The 18984-nt window shown below is 44.1% G+C and carries 16 protein-coding genes and 1 CRISPR repeat array; of the genes, 8 read left to right on the plus strand and 8 right to left on the minus strand.

All coding sequences use genetic code 11. The annotated features are described in order from the left end of the window. Nucleotides 1-10 precede the first annotated feature (10 nt). The 8 genes from CI960_RS09615 to CI960_RS09650 all read left to right on the plus strand — a co-directional run bounded on the left by CI960_RS09615 (nt 11) and on the right by CI960_RS09650 (nt 9539). On the plus strand, nt 11-2155 hold the full coding sequence (locus tag CI960_RS09615) for a CRISPR-associated helicase/endonuclease Cas3 (protein WP_005856776.1): 2145 nt from the start codon (nt 11-13) through the stop codon (nt 2153-2155). After that, nucleotides 2152-2910 (plus strand): type I-C CRISPR-associated protein Cas5c, encoded by a 759-nt coding sequence (gene cas5c / locus CI960_RS09620; RefSeq protein WP_005856774.1) that lies wholly within the window; start codon nt 2152-2154, stop codon nt 2908-2910. Before CI960_RS09615 ends, cas5c begins: the two co-directional genes overlap by 4 nt. 1 nt (nt 2911) lies before the next feature. Next, nucleotides 2912-4588: a type I-C CRISPR-associated protein Cas8c/Csd1 gene (gene cas8c / locus CI960_RS09625; protein WP_005856772.1), complete on the plus strand. Its 1677-nt coding sequence runs from the start codon at nt 2912-2914 to the stop codon at nt 4586-4588. Between the two features lie 20 nt (nt 4589-4608). Continuing rightward, on the plus strand, nt 4609-5574 hold the full coding sequence (gene cas7c, locus CI960_RS09630) for a type I-C CRISPR-associated protein Cas7/Csd2 (RefSeq protein ID WP_005856770.1): 966 nt from the start codon (nt 4609-4611) through the stop codon (nt 5572-5574). A 10-nt stretch (nt 5575-5584) separates the two neighbouring features. Next, nucleotides 5585-6253, plus strand: coding sequence for a CRISPR-associated protein Cas4 (gene cas4, locus CI960_RS09635; protein WP_005856769.1), 669 nt, complete (start codon nt 5585-5587; stop codon nt 6251-6253). Beyond that, a complete protein-coding gene (gene cas1c / locus CI960_RS09640) occupies nt 6250-7272 on the plus strand; it encodes a type I-C CRISPR-associated endonuclease Cas1c (RefSeq protein WP_005856767.1) in 1023 nt (340 codons plus the stop codon). Before cas4 ends, cas1c begins: the two co-directional genes overlap by 4 nt. 9 nt (nt 7273-7281) lie before the next feature. Further along, nucleotides 7282-7572 (plus strand): CRISPR-associated endonuclease Cas2, encoded by a 291-nt coding sequence (gene cas2 / locus CI960_RS09645; RefSeq protein ID WP_005856765.1) that lies wholly within the window; start codon nt 7282-7284, stop codon nt 7570-7572. Between the two features lie 169 nt (nt 7573-7741). Then, a CRISPR array of direct repeats spans nt 7742-8841; the repeat unit is 32 nt; unit sequence GTCGCACCCCGTGTGGGTGCGTGGATTGAAAC. A 221-nt stretch (nt 8842-9062) separates the two neighbouring features. Further along, nucleotides 9063-9539: a GAF domain-containing protein gene (locus tag CI960_RS09650; protein WP_005856762.1), complete on the plus strand. Its 477-nt coding sequence runs from the start codon at nt 9063-9065 to the stop codon at nt 9537-9539. A gap of 151 nt (nt 9540-9690) precedes the next feature. On the opposite strand, the gene CI960_RS09655 is transcribed toward CI960_RS09650, so the two are convergent. The 8 genes from CI960_RS09655 to CI960_RS09690 form a co-directional block, all read right to left on the minus strand. After that, nucleotides 9691-12570 (minus strand): PD-(D/E)XK nuclease family protein, encoded by a 2880-nt coding sequence (locus CI960_RS09655; RefSeq protein ID WP_005856760.1) that lies wholly within the window; start codon nt 12568-12570, stop codon nt 9691-9693. 69 nt (nt 12571-12639) lie between these two features. Beyond that, a complete protein-coding gene (gene mgrA, locus CI960_RS09660) occupies nt 12640-13632 on the minus strand; it encodes an L-glyceraldehyde 3-phosphate reductase (RefSeq protein WP_005856758.1) in 993 nt (330 codons plus the stop codon). A gap of 22 nt (nt 13633-13654) precedes the next feature. Continuing rightward, complete coding sequence (locus tag CI960_RS09665; protein ID WP_005856756.1) at nt 13655-15187, minus strand: sulfatase; 1533 nt, start codon at nt 15185-15187, stop codon at nt 13655-13657. 181 nt (nt 15188-15368) lie between these two features. Further along, a complete protein-coding gene (locus CI960_RS09670; protein WP_005856754.1) occupies nt 15369-15830 on the minus strand; it encodes a DUF4293 domain-containing protein in 462 nt (153 codons plus the stop codon). Nucleotides 15831-15906: 76 nt separating this feature from the next. Further along, nucleotides 15907-16239 (minus strand): DNA-directed RNA polymerase subunit omega, encoded by a 333-nt coding sequence (locus tag CI960_RS09675; RefSeq protein ID WP_005856752.1) that lies wholly within the window; start codon nt 16237-16239, stop codon nt 15907-15909. A 24-nt stretch (nt 16240-16263) separates the two neighbouring features. Further along, nucleotides 16264-17073 (minus strand): outer membrane protein assembly factor BamD, encoded by an 810-nt coding sequence (locus CI960_RS09680; RefSeq protein ID WP_005856750.1) that lies wholly within the window; start codon nt 17071-17073, stop codon nt 16264-16266. Between the two features lie 66 nt (nt 17074-17139). Beyond that, nucleotides 17140-17565, minus strand: coding sequence for a hypothetical protein (locus CI960_RS09685; RefSeq protein WP_005856748.1), 426 nt, complete (start codon nt 17563-17565; stop codon nt 17140-17142). Nucleotides 17566-17585: 20 nt separating this feature from the next. Next, a complete protein-coding gene (locus CI960_RS09690; protein ID WP_005856746.1) occupies nt 17586-18887 on the minus strand; it encodes a phenylacetate--CoA ligase family protein in 1302 nt (433 codons plus the stop codon). Nucleotides 18888-18984 lie beyond the last annotated feature (97 nt).

Raw genomic sequence — 18984 nt, forward strand, 5'->3', positions numbered from 1 at the left:
GATATATATAATGAAACAAAGTAAATATAAATATATTGCACATTCTGAAAATAGTAATGGTGCAGAGCAGTCAATGAAGCAACATAGTGAAAGTGTCGCAGAATTGATGAGGTCTTTTGCTTTGGCGGATGATTTTGCCGAGATATATTCGTATTGTGGCTTGCTGCATGATATTGGCAAATACAGCAAGGGATTTCAAAATTATATAAGATCAAGAGAAGAAAAGGAACCTCATGCAAAATGGGGGGCTTATATAGCTCTAATGAATAAACTTGTCAATATTGCATTTCCTGTAATAGGACATCATGCAGGACTTCCCAATAGAGATGCTATGGTTGAAACATTAGGACTATGTGCGAAAGATGAAAACAGGTGGAAGAATATCCAGCAGGCTATGGAAGAAGATTATTTCATTATATCAATGTGTGACAATAGTTCATTTAATAAAATAGGAAATGTTTTTCAAAAGGAACTATTTGTACGATTGCTTTATAGCGCACTTGTTGATGCGGATAGTCTTGATACGGAGCGACATTTCCAAAAAGAACAGTATGATGCACGTTCATGCAAAATTCTTGATGTGGATGCGCTCTTGGCAGCCTTGAACAAGCGGTTCGATTCTTTCAAACAGGTTACTCCTCTGAACGAGTTGAGGACAAATGTAAGGCTTTATGCCCAAAGTCTTGCAAATGCAGACCAAGGGTGTTTCTCCATGACATTGCCAACGGGAATGGGAAAAACTTTGACCAGCCTAAACTGGGCTCTCTATCATGCTGAAGCACATCCTAACATCAAACGAATAGTGATTGTTCTGCCATTCATCAGCATCATTGATCAGACTGCAAATGAACTTAAAACCATATTCAAAGATTATGATGTGATACTTGAACATCATTCAAATGTGAACTATGAAGAAGCCGATGAAGAAGAAAGCTATTGCAAAGATTCCAAATATTTGGCAACAGAAAACTGGGATTATCCTATAGTAATCACTACTGCAGTTCAATTTTTTGAGTCTCTATTCTCTAATCAACGTTCCAAATGCCGCAAGTTACACAATCTGCAAGATTCAATTGTGATCTTCGATGAGATTCAAACATTGCCAGTAAACCTTGCCGAATGTACAATGAAGATGCTGAATGACTTGTTGCATCTTTGCCGATGTAGTTTTTTGTTTTGTACTGCCACACAACCTAATTTCCAGACGAGAAAGGACTTCTGCGGAATAGATCATATTACACCGCTTGTCGAGAATCCTGCATCTGTCTTTGCTTCCACCAAACGAGTCAAGTACATCTCCATTGATGATTACAAAGCCCAATCGTTCGAAAGCATTGCAGATTGCGTGGTGGAACAAAATGGCTCAGTACTCATTGTATGTAATACAAAGAAAAAGGCAATGGCTTTGTTTGAGTGCTTGAAAACAAGAAGCGAGATACCAGTACTCCATCTTTCGACCAATATGTGCCAAGCGCATAGAATAGAGATCATCAAAAGGGTTCGGATAAAATTGAAAGAAGGAGAAAAGCTTATTCTGTGTTCTACTCAACTTATTGAGGTTGGAGTTGATATGGATTTCCCTGTGGTATTCAGAGAACTGGCACCTTTGGAATCAATCATTCAATCGGCAGGCCGCTGCAATAGAGAGGGTAACCTGAAAGAAGGTCAAGTCTATTTGTTCCAATTAGAGGATCAAGGTCAGCCTTCACGTCAATATATAGCATTTGCACAATTTGCACAGTTATGTTATCGAGGTAATGAAGACAGATTGTCAGATGCAGATTTCTATACGGATTATTATACAAATATCATAAAAAATTATTCATTAAAGGACAATGTGACTCCAAAGCGAGAAAAGCTGATGTTTCAGGACGTAGCAGATATGTACCATATTATAAATAGTAATACAACAACATTATTTATTTATCAATATGATAATGAGAGCAAACACTTGTACAACGAAATAAAGGATAAAGAATATCTAAGTCGAAAAGATTATCAGAAGATTGCTCAGTATTGCGTTCAAGTTTATGAATGGTTTACAAAAGCTAATGCTAACAAAATTAGCGAGATATCAAATGGAGTTAAAATTTGGTTTGGGGCATATTCTAAAGAAATAGGATTAAGTAACGAAGATGAAATTTACTATATATGATTGACACAAATTCTGTAAAAGTAAGGGTAAAGGGTGAATACGCCTGTTTTACCCAGCCTGCTCTGAAAGTAGAGCGAATAACTTATCCCTGTATGACACCCTCTGCTGCAAGAGGTGTGCTGGAGTGTATCCTATGGAAACCAGAGTTTCAATGGGTGGTAAAGAGCATCAAGATATTGAAGCCCATTGTTTTCTCTTCTTTTAAGAGGAATGAACTTAACTATATACAAAGTGGCAGACCAATTGATATTTCCAACTCTGGGAATCGAGCTCAAAGAAATAGTATTGTACTACGTGATGTTGAATACATCATAGAAGCAAATATCTATATGTCCGAAGCAAATATCCAGAAGGTGAAGAACAGAGACAAAAGCGAAGGCGGAAAGTCCTGTGAACCAATAGTGAAATATCGAAATATGTTTCTACGACGTTTGAATAAGGGTCAATGTTGGCATCAGCCATATCTGGGAACACGTGAATTCTCATGCGAATTCTTTCCAGTTACGCAAGAGGATGAAGACCGAGCAAACGAGCTGAATCTGACATACCCGATAGGTAGCATGTTATTTGATATCTGGTATGACAGAGACCATAATACTAAACCTATCTACATGCAGGAAGCTGTTGTTCAGAATAGTACATTAATTTGTCCTAGTGAACTTAATGAACAGATGCTTTCCACTTCTCATTTGCGTGCAAAACAAGGAGAGTTTGTAAATAGCATATTGTTCGAATTTAGCAAAAAGGAAGATTAGTATGATTGCAGAATTAGTTGAACTTGGGAAAAGAATCCGAAAAGGGCATGATGCATTGAAAGAAGAAAAATGCAGTTGGTATATTGTTATAAATAAATATGGAACCTTTTTGGGTCTAACTCCTTGTGATGTCACTATAGAGGCAGAAAAACTGCCAGCAAAAAAGGGAAGAGCACGATTATTATTAGATAAACCGGAAGAGACTTTAGGATTTAAAGGTTCTAAGGATAAGTATGAAAAGTATCTCGCAAAGTTGGAAGACTATAAAGAAGTTCAAGAACTCTCTCCTATTTTTTCTTTTTACAATAAACCTGAAGAGATTGAAAAGGCCCTAAAAGCATTTTCGAATTTGTCCCCTGCTAAGCAAAAGGGTAATATGACTTTTATGATCGATTCAACTCTTCTGGTTTCTCTTGAATGCGTTAAAGATGCAGTAAAGAAAAAGTACGAAGATACCTTATGTTCAAAAAAACAAGAAAATCTGTGCGCTGTTTGTGGCACAAATACATATCCTATTCTTGATGAGTCTCATGGATCGGTTAAGTTGCCCAAAGGACAAACATCAGGTAGTATGTTGGTCTCATACAATAATAATGCCTTTGAATCATACAATCTCAAAGGTAATTTGAATTCTGGCATATGTACCAATTGTGCAAGAAACTATATTGAAGGGCTTCAATACCTCGTTGGGAATGGACATGAAATAACAACAGAAAAAGGAGAAAAAATATTTAGGTTTTCAAATCGACAAAAAATAAGTGATGATACTATTGCCTTGTTTTGGACAAAAGAACCAAATGAAGATATTGATCCTTTCTCAGATATCTGTCAGCCTACCGAAGAAAGAGTAAGAAAACTCTTCTCATCAATAGCAACAGGAGAGTATCAAAGAGTCAATACCGAAGTTGAGAACTATTTCTATAGTTGTACCATATCCTCTGCTGCTGCACGTATTGCTGTAAGGGATTGGATGGCGATAAGTGTTTCTCAGTATCAAAAGAACCTGAAGCAATGGTTCGATGATATCGAAACAGTTAAAGATGGCGAAATATCCTATCCGGGAATAAACAGCATTCTAAACAGTTGCATCAAAAAGAAAACGAAGCAGACACAGAGTGATGCAAAAGCCAAAGCAAGGATAGGAGCTATCCTATGGCATGCAGCATTGACTAATACATCTTTGCCTCTAATGATTCTGCAAAGTGTTCTCGATCAAATTGAACACGAAAAGACGACAAAATTTAACAAAACATTCAGCGTTGAGAAATCAACAGTTATCCGATTGGTATTAAATAGGAACATTAAAAATACATATTATATGAATAAAGAACTAGACGAACAAAATGAAAGCAAAGCATATCTTTGCGGACGCTTATTTGCTTTTATTTGCAAATTACAGTTCAAGGCCCAAGGTGAAGTCAATAGCTCCATTAAGGACAGATTCTTCGCCTCAGCATCTAAAACGCCAAGCAGGGTGATGGGTATATTGTTGACTCAATATGTCCCTGTATATCAGAAAAAGACTAAGGGAGCATATAGTAAATCCATCACGGAGATAGCAGTACGCATTGGCAATTTTCCAGATAAACTCACCCTCACTCAACGAGGAGAATTCGCTTTGGGCTATTACTACCAATATGCCGTCAAGCAAAACGAGAATAACAATAATAATAATTAACAATAAAAACAGATATAATTATGACAACAATTAAGAATCGTTATGATTTTGTTTTCCTCTTTGATGTAAAAGATGGAAATCCTAATGGTGACCCCGATTTTGACAACATGCCTCGTACTGATGAGGAAACCAATCATGGATTAGTAACAGATGTATGCATCAAGCGTAAGATTCGTAATTATGTGCAGTTACTCAAAGGTCTTAAATCTCCTTATGATATTTTCATTCGAGAGGGTAATGTTTTGAATACCATAATTGATGGAAAAAGAGCAGAAACCGATAAGAAAGAAGAAGATGAGAAAAAAGCAGTCAAGTTAGGTCGTGATGAAATGTGTAATCAATATTTTGATATTCGGACCTTTGGTGCAGTAATGAGTACCAGCGATATGAAAGCGGATGATGATTCAAGTGAAGAAAAGGCAGAAGAGGGTGGTAAAGGGAAAAAATCCAAGAAAAAAGACTCAAAGAAGAAGATTAAGGGACTTAGTGTGGTACGCGGTCCTGTTCAACTGACATTTGCTCGTTCTATCGATCCTGTTGACGCAAAATCTCATAGTTTGACTCGCTGTTGTGTTACAACTAAAGATGAAAATAAAAACGGTCACACTAATACTATCGGAAATAAGAATACAGTAAGTTACGGTTTGTACCGTATGCATGGCTTCATTTCTGCAACAGATGCTGCTAAGACGAGGTTTTCAGAAGAGGATAAAGAAATTCTGTTTAATGCAATAATTAACGCATTTGAGAATGATCATGCAGCAGCAAGAGGAGAAATGAACCCAAGAGCATTGATTGTCTTCAAACATGAATCTCCGTTGGGCAATGCAAGAGCTGGACAGCTATTCGACCTCATACAAGTCAATAAAAAAGAAGGAGTGGAATTTCCTCGTTCCTTTGGTGACTACAAAGTAACATCCAAAGAGGAAATAGAAGCAGTTTTAAAAAATAGATTTCCTAACGTTACTGTTAAAGAACTAATTTAACCCGCACCTCATGCAGTACGAAGAAGACGATATGCTCATGTTGTCGGGGATTCAGCACTTCAGGTTCTGTCCCCGGCAATGGGCTTTGATTCACATTGAGCAGCAATGGGATGATAACCGTCTCACCATAGAGGGACAGATTCTGCATAAACATGTGGATGACCCGTTCTATAGACAGAAATGTGGAGATCAAATAACATTGCGTGCAGTGAATATCGCTTCGCGTGAGTTGGGGCTCTATGGCATTTCCGATGCCATAGAGTTGCTACCTTCTCCATCTTTGGAAGATACGATCTTGCATCCTAAATATCCAGGACGTTGGCGACCGGTGGCTGTGGAGTATAAGCATGGCAGACCCAAAAAGGATGAAGTGGATGAAGTGCAGTTGGCGGCACAAACAATGTGTCTTGAAGAAATGTACGCAATCCATATACCCTACGGTGTGTTCTTTTATGGAGAACTTCGTCATCGGATAGAGGTGGCTATAACAGATGAGTTGCGCAATATCGTCAGACAATGCGCCAGGGATATGCATGAAATATTCAGTAAGGCTGTTATCCCAAAAGCAAAATATGAACGACATTGCGACAAATGCTCATTGAAAGAAATCTGTATGCCGACGATAGCCAAGAATTGTACCACGGTAGATACTTACCTCAATAAACACTTATATACATGAGAAAATTGTTGAATACTTTGTATGTGACGACACCTGAAGCCTATCTGAGTAAGGATGGGCAGAATGTCGTAGTATCAGTCAAGCAAGAGGAAGTGTTCCGTATTCCTGCGATAAACATAGAAGGCATTGTGACGTTCGGATATATGGGCGCAAGTCCGGGCGTGATGAAATTGTGCAGTGACAATAGCATATCACTTACATTCCTATCTCCTCATGGCAGATTTATCAGCAGGGTACAGAGCGCAACGAAAGGGAATGTACTGTTACGCAAGAGACAATATCAATTGTCGGATGATGAATCCTGGTCATTACATGTGGCACGACTGATGATTGGTGGTAAGATTCAAAACTATCGTAATATATTAAAGAGATATATTCGTGATTATGGAGAGAATGAAAACATTAATCGGGCGGTACAAGTGTTGGAACATGCCAAGCGTGAAGCTTTGGCGACCCAAGATAAGACGACCCTAATAGGGTATGAAGGCATGGCTTCAAATGCCTATTTTGAAGTGTTGCCTGTTTTGATACTTAATCAGAAGGCTGATTTCCCGTTTCATGGCCGGAATCGCCGTCCTCCTAAAGATGCAGTGAATGCCATGTTGTCTTTTGCTTATACTTTGATTGCTAATGATACATCTGCCGCACTCGAAACAGTTGGCCTTGATCCATACGTAGGATTTCTCCATACACTTCGTCCGGGACGTACATCCTTAGCATTGGATATGATGGAAGAATTGCGAGCCTATCTTGGTGATCGTTTTGTCTTGTCGTTGATTAATAAAAGACAGATAACATCCAAGGATTTTTTGTTTCAAGGTGATAATGGGGTTGTTATGACGGATAAAGGGAAAAAGACATTTATTTCCGCATGGCAGGCAAGGAAAAGGGAGGTGATAATCCATCCTTATCTTAATGAAAAAATAGAGATAGGGCTTCTGCCTTATGTACAGGCCATGTTGATGGCAAGATATATCAGGCAAGATATTGATAATTATCCGGTATTTCTAATAAAATGATTTACGATTATGCATATTCTTGTGACTTATGATGTGGATACTACGAGCAAAGAAGGAGCTCGCCGCCTACGACATGTGGCTAAGGCTTGCATAGATTATGGCCAAAGGGTACAGAATTCTGTCTTTGAGTGTGAGGTGACAGAAGCACAATATTGTCTCTTGATTGAACGAATCAAGCGTATTATTGATATGTCTCTTGATAGCGTTAGATTTTATATTCTCAATAAAAACGAGAATAAAAGGGTAAAAGTGATAGGTGTTGAAACTGCTTACAAAGTTAATAATGCTCTTATCATATAATTTATGCGAATGTGGAGTATTACGAAAAAAGTAGTATTTTCGCACCCCTTAATAATTAGCAGATTAACCCGTCTTTAAGGCGATTGCAGCCATTAAGCTGAAATAAAAATGAGAATTCGCATATTAATAGGTCTAATTTATTGACTTATAATATGTAACTTTGCACACTGTCGCACCCCGTGTGGGTGCGTGGATTGAAACCAATATTAACAGTCGTTCCGAAATAAATAGCACCGTCGCACCCCGTGTGGGTGCGTGGATTGAAACCCCGATTTTAGCGTCGCTGTACTTAATCTCCATGTGTCGCACCCCGTGTGGGTGCGTGGATTGAAACACGCCATCGATGAGAAATTCGGATCCTACAGCCCCAGTCGCACCCCGTGTGGGTGCGTGGATTGAAACCGTACCGAACTTGAAGATGATCGGATTCTCTACGTCGCACCCCGTGTGGGTGCGTGGATTGAAACAGTTTACAGTATAATGATTATACCGCTACCTATGCGTCGCACCCCGTGTGGGTGCGTGGATTGAAACAACAGCACGCCGCAAGATACGACGGATTACATAACGTCGCACCCCGTGTGGGTGCGTGGATTGAAACGATTATGAGATTATTGGAGGAAGTTAATACCACCAGTCGCACCCCGTGTGGGTGCGTGGATTGAAACAAACATGGAGATCATGACCTTGCACGTAGATGATGTCGCACCCCGTGTGGGTGCGTGGATTGAAACATATCCACCCCCTTTGTATTACATCGTTATACGTTAGTCGCACCCCGTGTGGGTGCGTGGATTGAAACGATTATGAGATTATTGGAGGAAGTTAATACCACCAAGTCGCACCCCGTGTGGGTGCGTGGATTGAAACAGGATACTGAAAACGGAGAATAACAATCATGGCTAGTCGCACCCCGTGTGGGTGCGTGGATTGAAACCACGTGGAACAAAGTAGCGGAAGGTCTTAGGCTTTGTCGCACCCCGTGTGGGTGCGTGGATTGAAACACAATACCCAAAGCGTTTATGAGTATTACCTAAGTCGCACCCCGTGTGGGTGCGTGGATTGAAACTTACCATTGGTCGAATACCCGATCTTGACAAGACCGTCGCACCCCGTGTGGGTGCGTGGATTGAAACCAAGTCATCCACGTTTTTTTGAAACTCCGGATGAGTCGCACCCCGTGTGGGTGCGTGGATTGAAACTTTGGTAAGCTCAACGTAAAACTCAATTTGAGACTGTCGCACCCCGTGTGGGTGCGTGGATTGAAACATTTGTAAAGCGCAAGCTTTTTCATAAAAGATATACTTACGTGATGAAGTATATCTTCTATGGGACTTGAAGTGTTCTTCTGCGACGAAGGGATTAGTACTTCGTAAAAATAACTTTTTAAAGTCACTGACTCTGACATATAATTTCGCTTAGTTATTTCTGCAAAAATCATTCATATGTAAACAAGTTTCGTATATTCGCGACCTTATAATAGTTTAAATATGGCAGAGGAACTACGGATTAAAAACGGTGATAAACAGGAGATGTATGAGACATTGCTCCCGCAAATCGCCTCATTGGTAGGTAACGAGACCGACCTAATCGCTAACATGGCGAACATCGCCGCAGCACTCAAGCAGACTTTCGGTTTCTTTTGGGTAGGTTTCTACCGGGTCATAGACAATCAGTTGGTATTAGCGCCTTTTCAAGGCCCTATCGCCTGTACACGTATAAAATACGGAAAAGGGGTATGCGGCACGGCCTGGAAGGAGGCTCGTACGATCATCGTACCGGACGTAGACGCTTTCCCGGGACATATCGCTTGTAGCTCGGCGTCACGCTCTGAGATCGTAGTTCCCGTGATATGGGCGGATAAGGTAATCGCTGTCCTTGATATAGACAGTGATCAACCGGATAGTTTCGATGAGACTGATCAGATCTTTTTGGAAAAGATAGTGGAATTGCTTCCTCATCAGTAAGCCTCGCCTCAGTACTTCCCAAGAAGTACTGTAGTACTGCCTAAGAGGTACCGCAGTACTTTGTAAGGAGTACTCCAGTACTCTCCGAAGAAATACCACAGTACTTCGCAAGGAGTACTCCGGTACTCTCCCTGAAGTACCGGGACAAATGCTACTTACCGCAAATACCCTTAAATGGACAATAAGAACAAGCCTTCCCCGTAGGGGTTTGCGTAAAGGGAATTTCCGGATTGAAGATCTCGTCCAAGCAGCCCCGCAACCCCTCCTCGAACGCTTGGGCATAACCGGAGAAATCCTCTACCTTCTCCGACTTCCCCCGTTCGATACGGTGGTAGACAGATGGGTCGAACGGATCGGCGAAAAGGGAACGGACGTAATAAATGCCCGGTTGTATCGTCTTTCCCTTGTTCTCGGCGAGATGGGCGTACATCCAGCAATACATGAATACCTGCATCACGGCTTTCGCACGATCTTTCTCCTCCTTGTTGAATAGGCTCTCGATACTACTGAAAGTCGTAGTTCCGCTACCGCTCTTGTAATCGATGATACGGATAGCGTCGAGAACCTCGTCCACACGATCGATAAAGCCTTTCAACCGGATCTCAGAATGGTCGGAAAGGCTGATCAAGCCGTTTATCTTACGCTCGGACTCGATGTAAACGAAAGGGGTCAGCTTGCCGTCACGCTCCAAGATTTTCTCCACGTATTTGCGGATCATCTCGCCGATCAGGTAGTTTTGTCCGGTAAGGGAGCGAACCACCTCTGTCTTGAAAAACTCGCTGGCGAAAGCCCGAGCGATAGCTCCGGTAAGCAAGGCCGTATCCTTACGGATCGCTTTCAGCAAATCCACGGTAACCATCTTCCCTTGGAACGGCTTGTAAAGCTCCTCCATCACTTTATGTAAGATGCTTCCGAATACATCGCTCTCGATCGTCTCGCTCACCTCCTCTTCTTCTCGGATACCTTCCACGACGGAAAAATAGAATTTCAACGGGCAATCCAGATACGTATTGATAGCGCTCGCCGAGATCGCCTTGCTCCCCCCTTTCCGGTAAGCGTCTAAACGGCGCATGATATCCTCCCTTTTCGGCACGGCCAATGGCGGAGTCTCGGAGGAAGATACGTTATAGACCACCAATTTATCTCGCATCGGAACCTCATAATGATAATGCAGCTGGTGGACAAAGCGACTTACCTCTCCCGTCTGCAATCCGTTGCTGCGGGTATCGTATAAAAGGCTCACGTGGCTGGCACGCTCTATCAAACGATAGAAATGGTAGGCCCATACGCTATCTTGATGCTCGTAGGTAGGCAACCCGAAACCCCTGCGTAGGTTATAAGGGATAAAGGAGTTCGCCGCTTTCCGCTGCGGGAAAATACCCTCGTTCATGGATAAGATAATCAGACGGTCGAAATCCAAGGCACGGGTCTCGAGCACACCCATAATCTGGAGGCCGGAAAGCGGCTCACCGTGGAAGGGGATCGTAATGGTATCAGTCACCCGCTTCAATAGGCGGAAGAAGGTATCTATTTTCATCTCTATACGAGCGTCTTTCATTACCTCTTTCATGCGGTTTACCGTGGTGAAATAATGGAAGATGAACTCTTGCTCCAAATCGTTCGTCCGCTGGGGTGCGTCCTCCTCTTCCTCATCGGAAAGGGCGGACATAACCTTGTTCAGCTCTTCCAACACCTTGATCAGATAGTCCGAGAAGGCCTCCACCCCGGTCACCGGCGTGAACAGGATTTCTAGCAAAGGCGTTTTCCCTAACTCCGTATGCGAGATATAGATCTTGTTGTTCTCCGTGATCTCTTTCACCAAGGAGGAAATAATCTCCGATGAGGTGGAGAGGATGTAACGATGGTTCAATACCGGCAGCACGTCACGGAAATAGAACAGCGGATTCCGGTCTATGTAGCGTACGTTCTTCTGCAACGCCAAGATATACTCGATCAACGAAGCGACCGGGGTTCCCGCCAAGGGATAACCCATCGTGACGTTGATGCGCCGGATTTGCTCCGGTATGGCGTTCAGCACCGGGATCAGCAGATGCTCATCGGGCAAGATCACCGCCGTACGCAGGGCTTCTTCCGAGCTCATCTCCGCTTCCTTGCACCAATCGCTCAACAGGGTGTAGACGTACTTGGCCTGCCCGATACCGGAAGGGATGCCGATCACCTCGATCTCGGTCTTTACCTTCTCCTCGGGGGGTAATTTCATCGAGGAAGGGAAGCTCTTCAGGTTACGGGAGACGAAGTAAGAAGCCTTATTATCCGGATCGGTTACCTTATCGGATACATAATCCCAATAGAAATCCGCTATCTCCCGCTTCTGCAACTGGGCTAAGAAACGTTCTTCCGATACGGACAAGGCGTTCAAACCGACGAAGACAATTCGCTCGTAAGGTAAATCCGGAGACTCGCCCCGTTCCATGCTTTCCACGACCTCCCGGAAGATCATGCCCTCGTAACCTTTTCCCTCGGCGGCCAAGGTCGCACGGAATTCCTCATAGAGATCGTATAGCACTTGCCAGACCGCCAAGAACTGTTGCTGGTTCGGCGTATCGCCCCGGGGATAAAAACTGGACCAGAAACTACGGATAGCGGCGATCTGCTCATCACTTAAGAAATCGAAATCATTCTCTATCTCCCGTAGGTCCGTCACGTTACTGAATAGCATGCGGGCATTTGCCATGTACTTATCGATATCGTCGAAGTCGTTGAGCAACATCTCGCCCCAATACAGGAATTCATCGAAAGTCTCGGTGGAACCGCTTTGGCGGATGTAGATGTCGTACAGGGTAAAAAGCATACTGATCCGGTCGGCGGATTGTTTTCCGCTCAACTGGATAAAGAGATCGTTGATCGTAAGGATTGTCGGAGAGAAAAGGGGAATATCGGCTACCTCCGAGAGATATTTCTGGAAGAAAAGCCCCGTACGCCGGTTTGGGAAAACAAAGGCCAGACGACTGACCTCCGCCCCCCATTTCTCGTAAAAAAGAGACGCTACTTGATATAAGAACGGTTTCATTTATTCAAAAATTTGTACAGGCTGTAGAGACGGGGCACGCCCCGTCTCTACAATCGGATACGATTCACGTTATATTAAGATGTTCTCTATCTCCTGCAATTCTTCCCCGGAGAAAGAGATATTATCTAACGCTTTCAGGTTATCCATCAATTGGGCGACAGAGCTAGCGCCAATTAATACGCTAGTTACCCGTTCGTCCTTTAATAACCAAGCGAGCGCCATCTCCGCCAAGGTCTGTCCACGGCGGGCGGCTACCTCGTTTAGCTTACGGGCCTTTTCCACGGCCTCCGGGGTAACTTGAGAGGTCTGCAAATGACCGGTCGATTTCGCCGCACGGGAATTCTCCGGAATTCCACGCAAATACTTATCCGTAAGCAAGCCTTGCGCCAACGGCGAGAACGCTATCATACCCACACCCTCTTCCTTCAATACAGGCAATAAATCCGGTTCCGTCCAACGATCGAACATCGAATAGCGGGCTTGGTGAATCAAGCAAGGCACCTTATGCTCTTTCAGTACGGCCAAAGCCTTACGGGTCTGGTCTGCGTCATAGTTGGAGATACCTACATACAAAGCCTTTCCTTGCCGGACAATATCGGCCAAGGCCCCCATCGTCTCCTCGATCGGAGTCTCCGGGTCCGGACGATGGGAGTAAAAGATATCCACATATTCCAGTCCCATCCGTTTCAAGCTCTGATCCAAGCTAGCCATTAAATATTTACGGCTTCCCCAATTCCCATACGGTCCCGGCCACATATCGTAGCCCGCCTTCGTAGAAATAATCATCTCATCCCGATAAGCGCCCAAGCCCTTCTTCAATATCCGGCCAAAATTCTCCTCCGCCGATCCGTAGGCCGGGCCATAATTATTCGCCAAGTCGAAATGAGTCACGCCATGATCGAATGCGGCGTGAGCGATCTGGATAAAATTACTGAACACATCCACACTACCAAAGTTGTGCCACAATCCCAAGGAAACGGCCGGCAATAAGATACCGCTCCGTCCGCACCGCCGATATACCATATCCGCATAGCGATTCTCTTCCGCTTTGTAAAACTCCATATGCTCTTTCTTTTTTTAATTATTATATCTCATCCGGCCAAGGAACCGGTTTACCTGTCGCCTTAAACGACGGACGTTGCCCGTCCACTTTCCGTAAATACGTACCCAATTCCCCGGACAGACGCTTTACGATATCGGGATGCTGCCTTGCCACATCATTATGTTCCCCTATATCCTCCGGGATATTAAACAATTCCTTCCTCCCCGTCTCGTAATAATAGATCAGTTTCCAGTCTCCATTACGAACCGAGCAAGTCGGACCGATTCCCGGCCCGTCATTACCCCATATATTCGGGCAGTTCCAGAATAAGCTACGTCCCACGGAAGGATCTCCCGTACCTTTTAATAAAGGCATGAAACTGACGCCATCTATCGGCTGTACAGTCTTATACCCCTTTATGCCTGCCATCTCCAAGATAGTTGGATAGAAATCCTCGATAATCAAGTATTTATCACATTTGCTTCCCGGCTTCACCACCCCCGGCCAACGCACGATCATAGGCTCACGGACTCCTCCCTCATAGGCGGAGCCTTTACCACTGTTCAAGGGATAGTTTTGCGTATGGATCTCTCCGTCACGCCATCCGGGCTCGCTGGAAAGACCGCCGTTATCGCTCATGAAGATCACGACCGTGTTATCCGCCTCGCCATTCTTCTCCAACCAGTTCATCAAATCGCCCAGACTCTTATCCATACCCTCTATCAAGGCAGCGTAAGCCGCCTCTTTAGCCGTTAACCCCTTATCGATATATTTCTGGTAGAAACGCTTGTCCTTATCAATCGGGATATGGATCGCATAATGTGACATATATAGGTAGAACGGCTGGTTATATTTCTTAGCCTTGTCCAACGCCTTGATCGCCTCCTGCGTCAAGGCCTCCGTAGCGAAGGTGTCGCTTCCCCAATACTTTTCCAATCCGGGGATAGCGTTCGGAGCGTAAGGTTTACCATCCTTGGTATGCCCGTAATTATTCTCGCCGAGGTAACTGGCGAGACCTCCGGCGGCATGCCCGGCTATATTGACCTCGAATCCCCAATGATGCGGGTCCTCCCCCGGGGTATCGATCGCCCCAAAGTGCGCCTTGCCGCAATGGATCGTATGATATCCGTTATTCTTCAATATCTGCACGAATGAAGTACCCACAAACGTATTATTCGTCCCGCTCACTTGAGCCACGCCGTTATAATTCCAATCCGGCAGGGTAAGCACATCACTCTCCCGGTCGGTCGTCTTATCCTTAAAAAGTGTCCAGTTCGTAACCCGGTGACGGGCGGCATTCGTCCCCGTGATCAAGCTACAACGAGTAGGCGAGCTGATACTGCTAGCGTAGGCTTGGGTAAACATCATACCCTCTTTCGCCAATCGTTCCATGTTCGGGGTCTCATATACTTCATTATAATGCGTCTTTTGAGTCCAGAAAGGCAAGGACGTATCCTCCCATCCCATATCATCCACCAAGAACAAGATGATATTCGGGGGACGACTGGCATTCTGGGCGTTCACTACCGCCGATACCGACAATAAAGCGATGGGGATAAGCTGAGTCTTCTTCATGATTGGCAACGGATATTTGTATTCTACGAAAGTAGATATATTTCACCGAAAAACAATATTGTTTCATATACAAAATAATATTGTCTTATGTATTATACTTTTCCGGACATAAAATAAGGGGCCCTTGACAAAAAGAGTCCCTTACCTAATATCTTATACCCAATGATTTATCTGGAAAGCCTTAACGCAAACGATCCAAAGAACGTACCAGCGCCTCATCGGCCCCGATATTACGGATCGCCAGATAATCCAAGATCAGATTGACCAACGGGAAGGAAAGAGCGATCTTAACACTTACGCTGGCACCTTCCATATCCCCCTTCAAGGAATAGATCAAGAAGGCGAAGAAACCATAAAAGCCCAATATCAGCAATGCGTTGAATACGCAAAGACGGATTTGCAGGATTCTTTTCCTATATAAGAAGATCGTCACCAAGGCAATGATAGCGATGATAGCGGTCAAGGCAAATAAGCCCCACGCCGGGTATAGTAATTCCGGCTCACCGATCATCGTGCTCAACCCGCTAGCATCGAACGAGAAGAGAGCGTCTCCTTGTTGCAACACGGCCAACGGCAAGAATAAGGTAGCGACCGTAAGCACCACGATAATTAGCAGGTAAACAGTTTGTATTCTTTGTAACATGGTAATTAGTTCGTTTTAAATGGAAAGGCCGACTCATTTGAGGGTCAGCCTTTCCGATGTTCAAAAATATTTCTTCTTAGAAGTTATTCTTCTCTTTAGCAGGATTCTTGTAATAAACCTTGCCATCCTCATACTCTTGAGCGGCGATCAACGTTGATTTCGGAAGTTTCTCATAGTAGCGTGAAATCTCGATCTGCTCACGGTTTTCAAAGACTTCCTCCAAGTTGTCATTGTAAGAAGCGAACTCTTGAAGTTTCTTTTCCAGATCTTGTTTCATCTCAACACTAATCTGATTCGCCCGTTTTGAAATGATAGCGACTGTCTCATATACGTTACCCGTTTCTTCACTTAACTTCATCATGTCACGGGTTACCGTATTGGTAGGAGCGTTTGATTTTCTGTAATCCATTTTCGTTTTATTGATTAAATTCGCTTAATATGCATCTGTAATTCGCTTGCTGGCATAGTCGTAGAACTTCGTTACCTGCTTTACGTAGTTACCTTCCGGATACTCGTTCATGTAGTTGTAATACTCGTCAACCACATCCCGGTAACGGCCCTGCAACTTCTCCTCTACGGATACTAGCGCCAACTCGTACTTCGCACGGATGATAAGGAACATGAATTCCTCACGATACTTGGAATACGGGTAATTCTTCAAGGCGTTCTGCGCCGTGATCACGCAAGACTGGAAGTTATTCCCCATATAGGTACCTAGATTGAAATACAAGCGGGTGGCCATCAATTCCTTGTAAGCCAACTTCTCCTGAAGCTCGAACATGATGTTCTGCGCTTCCTCGGCCCGTTCACTTTGCGGATAATACTCCAAATAAAGTTGCAACTGCTCGATCGCCTTATACGTCTGCGACTGGTCTAACCGGGGATCCGGAGAGTCCAGATACAAACCATAACCGGAATAGAAACGGGATAATTCCGTAAACTCCCCTTTCGGATAGGTCGTATAATAGGTCTCGAAGTATTGCGAAGCCGTCTGATAATCTTTCTGACCGTAATAGCTTTGCGCCAACAAGTACAAGGACTCCTCGGCATAAGCTGTTCCTTTAAAGATTGTAACCAGTTCATCCAGCAGAGTAGCGGATTTCGAGTATTGCTTCGCGTTGAAGTATTTCTTCGCGTACGAATATTTCAATTCGTAATCCGTGCTCTTCAGTATCTTATTATACTCTCCACAAGAGGATAATAGTACTGTCATCATCATCAGTAAAAATACAACCTTTTTCATTCACATACTTTTAGCGTGCAAAATTAGTGCTTTTAGGCGAATAAATGAAACCCAAAACGTTAATATTTACAACTTATATAAATCGCTAGCAGCGATCAATTCCAATTTATTCGCTTTCAAAACCTCCGCGCACTTATTGACATCGTCCGGACGGATGATCACGTTAGCAGCGTCGCCTTGAGAAAAAGCGTACATATATTCAATGAAGATCCCGGCCGAGGTAATGATATCCATCGCCTTTGCCAAGGCTCCCGGCTGGTTGGGACAATGCAAGCATACCACGTCGGCCACGCTTACAGCGTATAACTTTTCACGAAGCACGGATATCGCTTTCTCCGTATCGGATACGATTAGGCGAAGGATACCGAAATCGGAATTCTCGGCTACCGTGAAAGCGGACATATTGACCCCTGCCTCCCCTAATATCTTGGCGACTTCCGTAAAACGGCCTTTCTTGTTTTCCAGAAAGATTGATAATTGTTTTATTAACATAGTACTTAATCTTTTAGAGGTTATACTAACTTACGTTTATCGATCACGTGTTTTGCCTTACCCATACTACGTTCGATACTACGCGGCTCCACGATCTTGATGTCCGGTTGCAAACCGATCACGCTCTGCATGCGGGCGGCGATCTTCTTTTTCAAGGCGATCATCTTGTTCATCTCGTCCGAGTAGTATTCTTGGCGAACCTCCACCTGTATCTGGAAGGTATCGGTATTGTTCATACGATCCACCACGATCAGGTAATGCGCCTCGAACTCCGGCAGCTCCAAAATTACGGATTCTACCTGAGACGGGAAAACATTTACGCCACGAATAATCAACATATCGTCACTTCTACCTAAAATACGTCCCATACGAACTGCCGTACGTCCACAGGCGCACTTCTCGTAAGTCAGCGAGGTCAAATCACGTGTACGGTAACGAAGCATCGGCATACCCTCCTTCGTAAGCGTGGTGAAGACCAACTCTCCTACTTGTCCCGGTTCCACCGGTTGTAAGGTATTCGGGTCCACGATCTCCGGGAAGAAATGGTCTTCCCACAGGTGGGTACCGTTCTGGCACTCACACTCGCCACCGACGCCCGGCCCGCAGATTTCCGTCAAGCCATAGATATCGTAAGCTTTGATATTTAGTTTCGTCTCTAATTCCTTACGCATATTCTCCGTCCAAGGCTCGGCACCGAACGCTCCGACACGTAGCTGGAATTCCTCCAAGGGAATACCGGACTGGTGGATAGTCTCCGCCAGATACAAAGCGTAAGAAGGCGTACAAGCCAAACCCTTCGCCCCGAAGTCGTGCATCAACTGGATTTGTTTCTGGGTATTACCGCTACTCATCGGGATCACCGTACCACCGATATTCTCCACTCCGGCATGGGCACCCAAGCCTCCGGTAAACATTCCGTAACCATAGGATACTTGCACGGAATCGTTCTTTGTCAAACCATAGGCGGTCAGGCAACGAGCCACCACCTCGGCCCAAATACCCAAGTCCTTACGGGTATATCCCACGACGATAGGCTTACCTGTCGTACCGGAAGAGGCATGCAGACGGACGATCTCGGACATCGGCACGGCCATCAAGCCGAAAGGATAGTTATCACGCAAGTCTTGTTTTACCGTGAACGGTAATTTCGTTATATCATCTATTGTCTGTATATCGTCGGGAGCAATGCCCATCTCCTGCATTTTCTTGCGATAAAACGGGGAGTTATGGTAAGCATGTTCAACAACTCTTTTCAACCGTAGGCTCTGTAGTTTCCGCATTTCCTCACGGTCCATACATTCAATAGTTTCGTTCCAAATCATGGTATTTGTCTGTTATCTTTTAAAGTTAGTAGTCTAAATCCGCCGCAAAGTAACAACTTTTTTTAAATCGGCACCCTTTTGTTACGAAAAATTAGTC

Origin of the sequence: Parabacteroides sp. CT06 (genome assembly GCF_002257605.1) — a bacterium.
GTDB classification, from domain to species: domain Bacteria; phylum Bacteroidota; class Bacteroidia; order Bacteroidales; family Tannerellaceae; genus Parabacteroides; species Parabacteroides distasonis.

Bases quoted from the DNA above. Each gene is read 5' to 3' on its own strand.
- CI960_RS09615 (WP_005856776.1), top strand. From the start codon at position 11: ATGAAACAAAGTAAATATAAATATATTGCACATTCTGAAAATAGTAAT.
- cas5c (WP_005856774.1), top strand. From the start codon at position 2,152: ATGATTGACACAAATTCTGTAAAAGTAAGGGTAAAGGGTGAATACGCC.
- cas8c (WP_005856772.1), top strand. From the start codon at position 2,912: ATGATTGCAGAATTAGTTGAACTTGGGAAAAGAATCCGAAAAGGGCAT.
- cas7c (WP_005856770.1), top strand. From the start codon at position 4,609: ATGACAACAATTAAGAATCGTTATGATTTTGTTTTCCTCTTTGATGTA.
- cas4 (WP_005856769.1), top strand. From the start codon at position 5,585: ATGCAGTACGAAGAAGACGATATGCTCATGTTGTCGGGGATTCAGCAC.
- cas1c (WP_005856767.1), top strand. From the start codon at position 6,250: ATGAGAAAATTGTTGAATACTTTGTATGTGACGACACCTGAAGCCTAT.
- cas2 (WP_005856765.1), top strand. From the start codon at position 7,282: ATGCATATTCTTGTGACTTATGATGTGGATACTACGAGCAAAGAAGGA.
- CI960_RS09650 (WP_005856762.1), top strand. From the start codon at position 9,063: ATGGCAGAGGAACTACGGATTAAAAACGGTGATAAACAGGAGATGTAT.
- CI960_RS09655 (WP_005856760.1), bottom strand. From the start codon at position 12,570: ATGAAACCGTTCTTATATCAAGTAGCGTCTCTTTTTTACGAGAAATGG.
- mgrA (WP_005856758.1), bottom strand. From the start codon at position 13,632: ATGGAGTTTTACAAAGCGGAAGAGAATCGCTATGCGGATATGGTATAT.
- CI960_RS09665 (WP_005856756.1), bottom strand. From the start codon at position 15,187: ATGAAGAAGACTCAGCTTATCCCCATCGCTTTATTGTCGGTATCGGCG.
- CI960_RS09670 (WP_005856754.1), bottom strand. From the start codon at position 15,830: ATGTTACAAAGAATACAAACTGTTTACCTGCTAATTATCGTGGTGCTT.
- CI960_RS09675 (WP_005856752.1), bottom strand. From the start codon at position 16,239: ATGGATTACAGAAAATCAAACGCTCCTACCAATACGGTAACCCGTGAC.
- CI960_RS09680 (WP_005856750.1), bottom strand. From the start codon at position 17,073: ATGAAAAAGGTTGTATTTTTACTGATGATGATGACAGTACTATTATCC.
- CI960_RS09685 (WP_005856748.1), bottom strand. From the start codon at position 17,565: ATGTTAATAAAACAATTATCAATCTTTCTGGAAAACAAGAAAGGCCGT.
- CI960_RS09690 (WP_005856746.1), bottom strand. From the start codon at position 18,887: ATGATTTGGAACGAAACTATTGAATGTATGGACCGTGAGGAAATGCGG.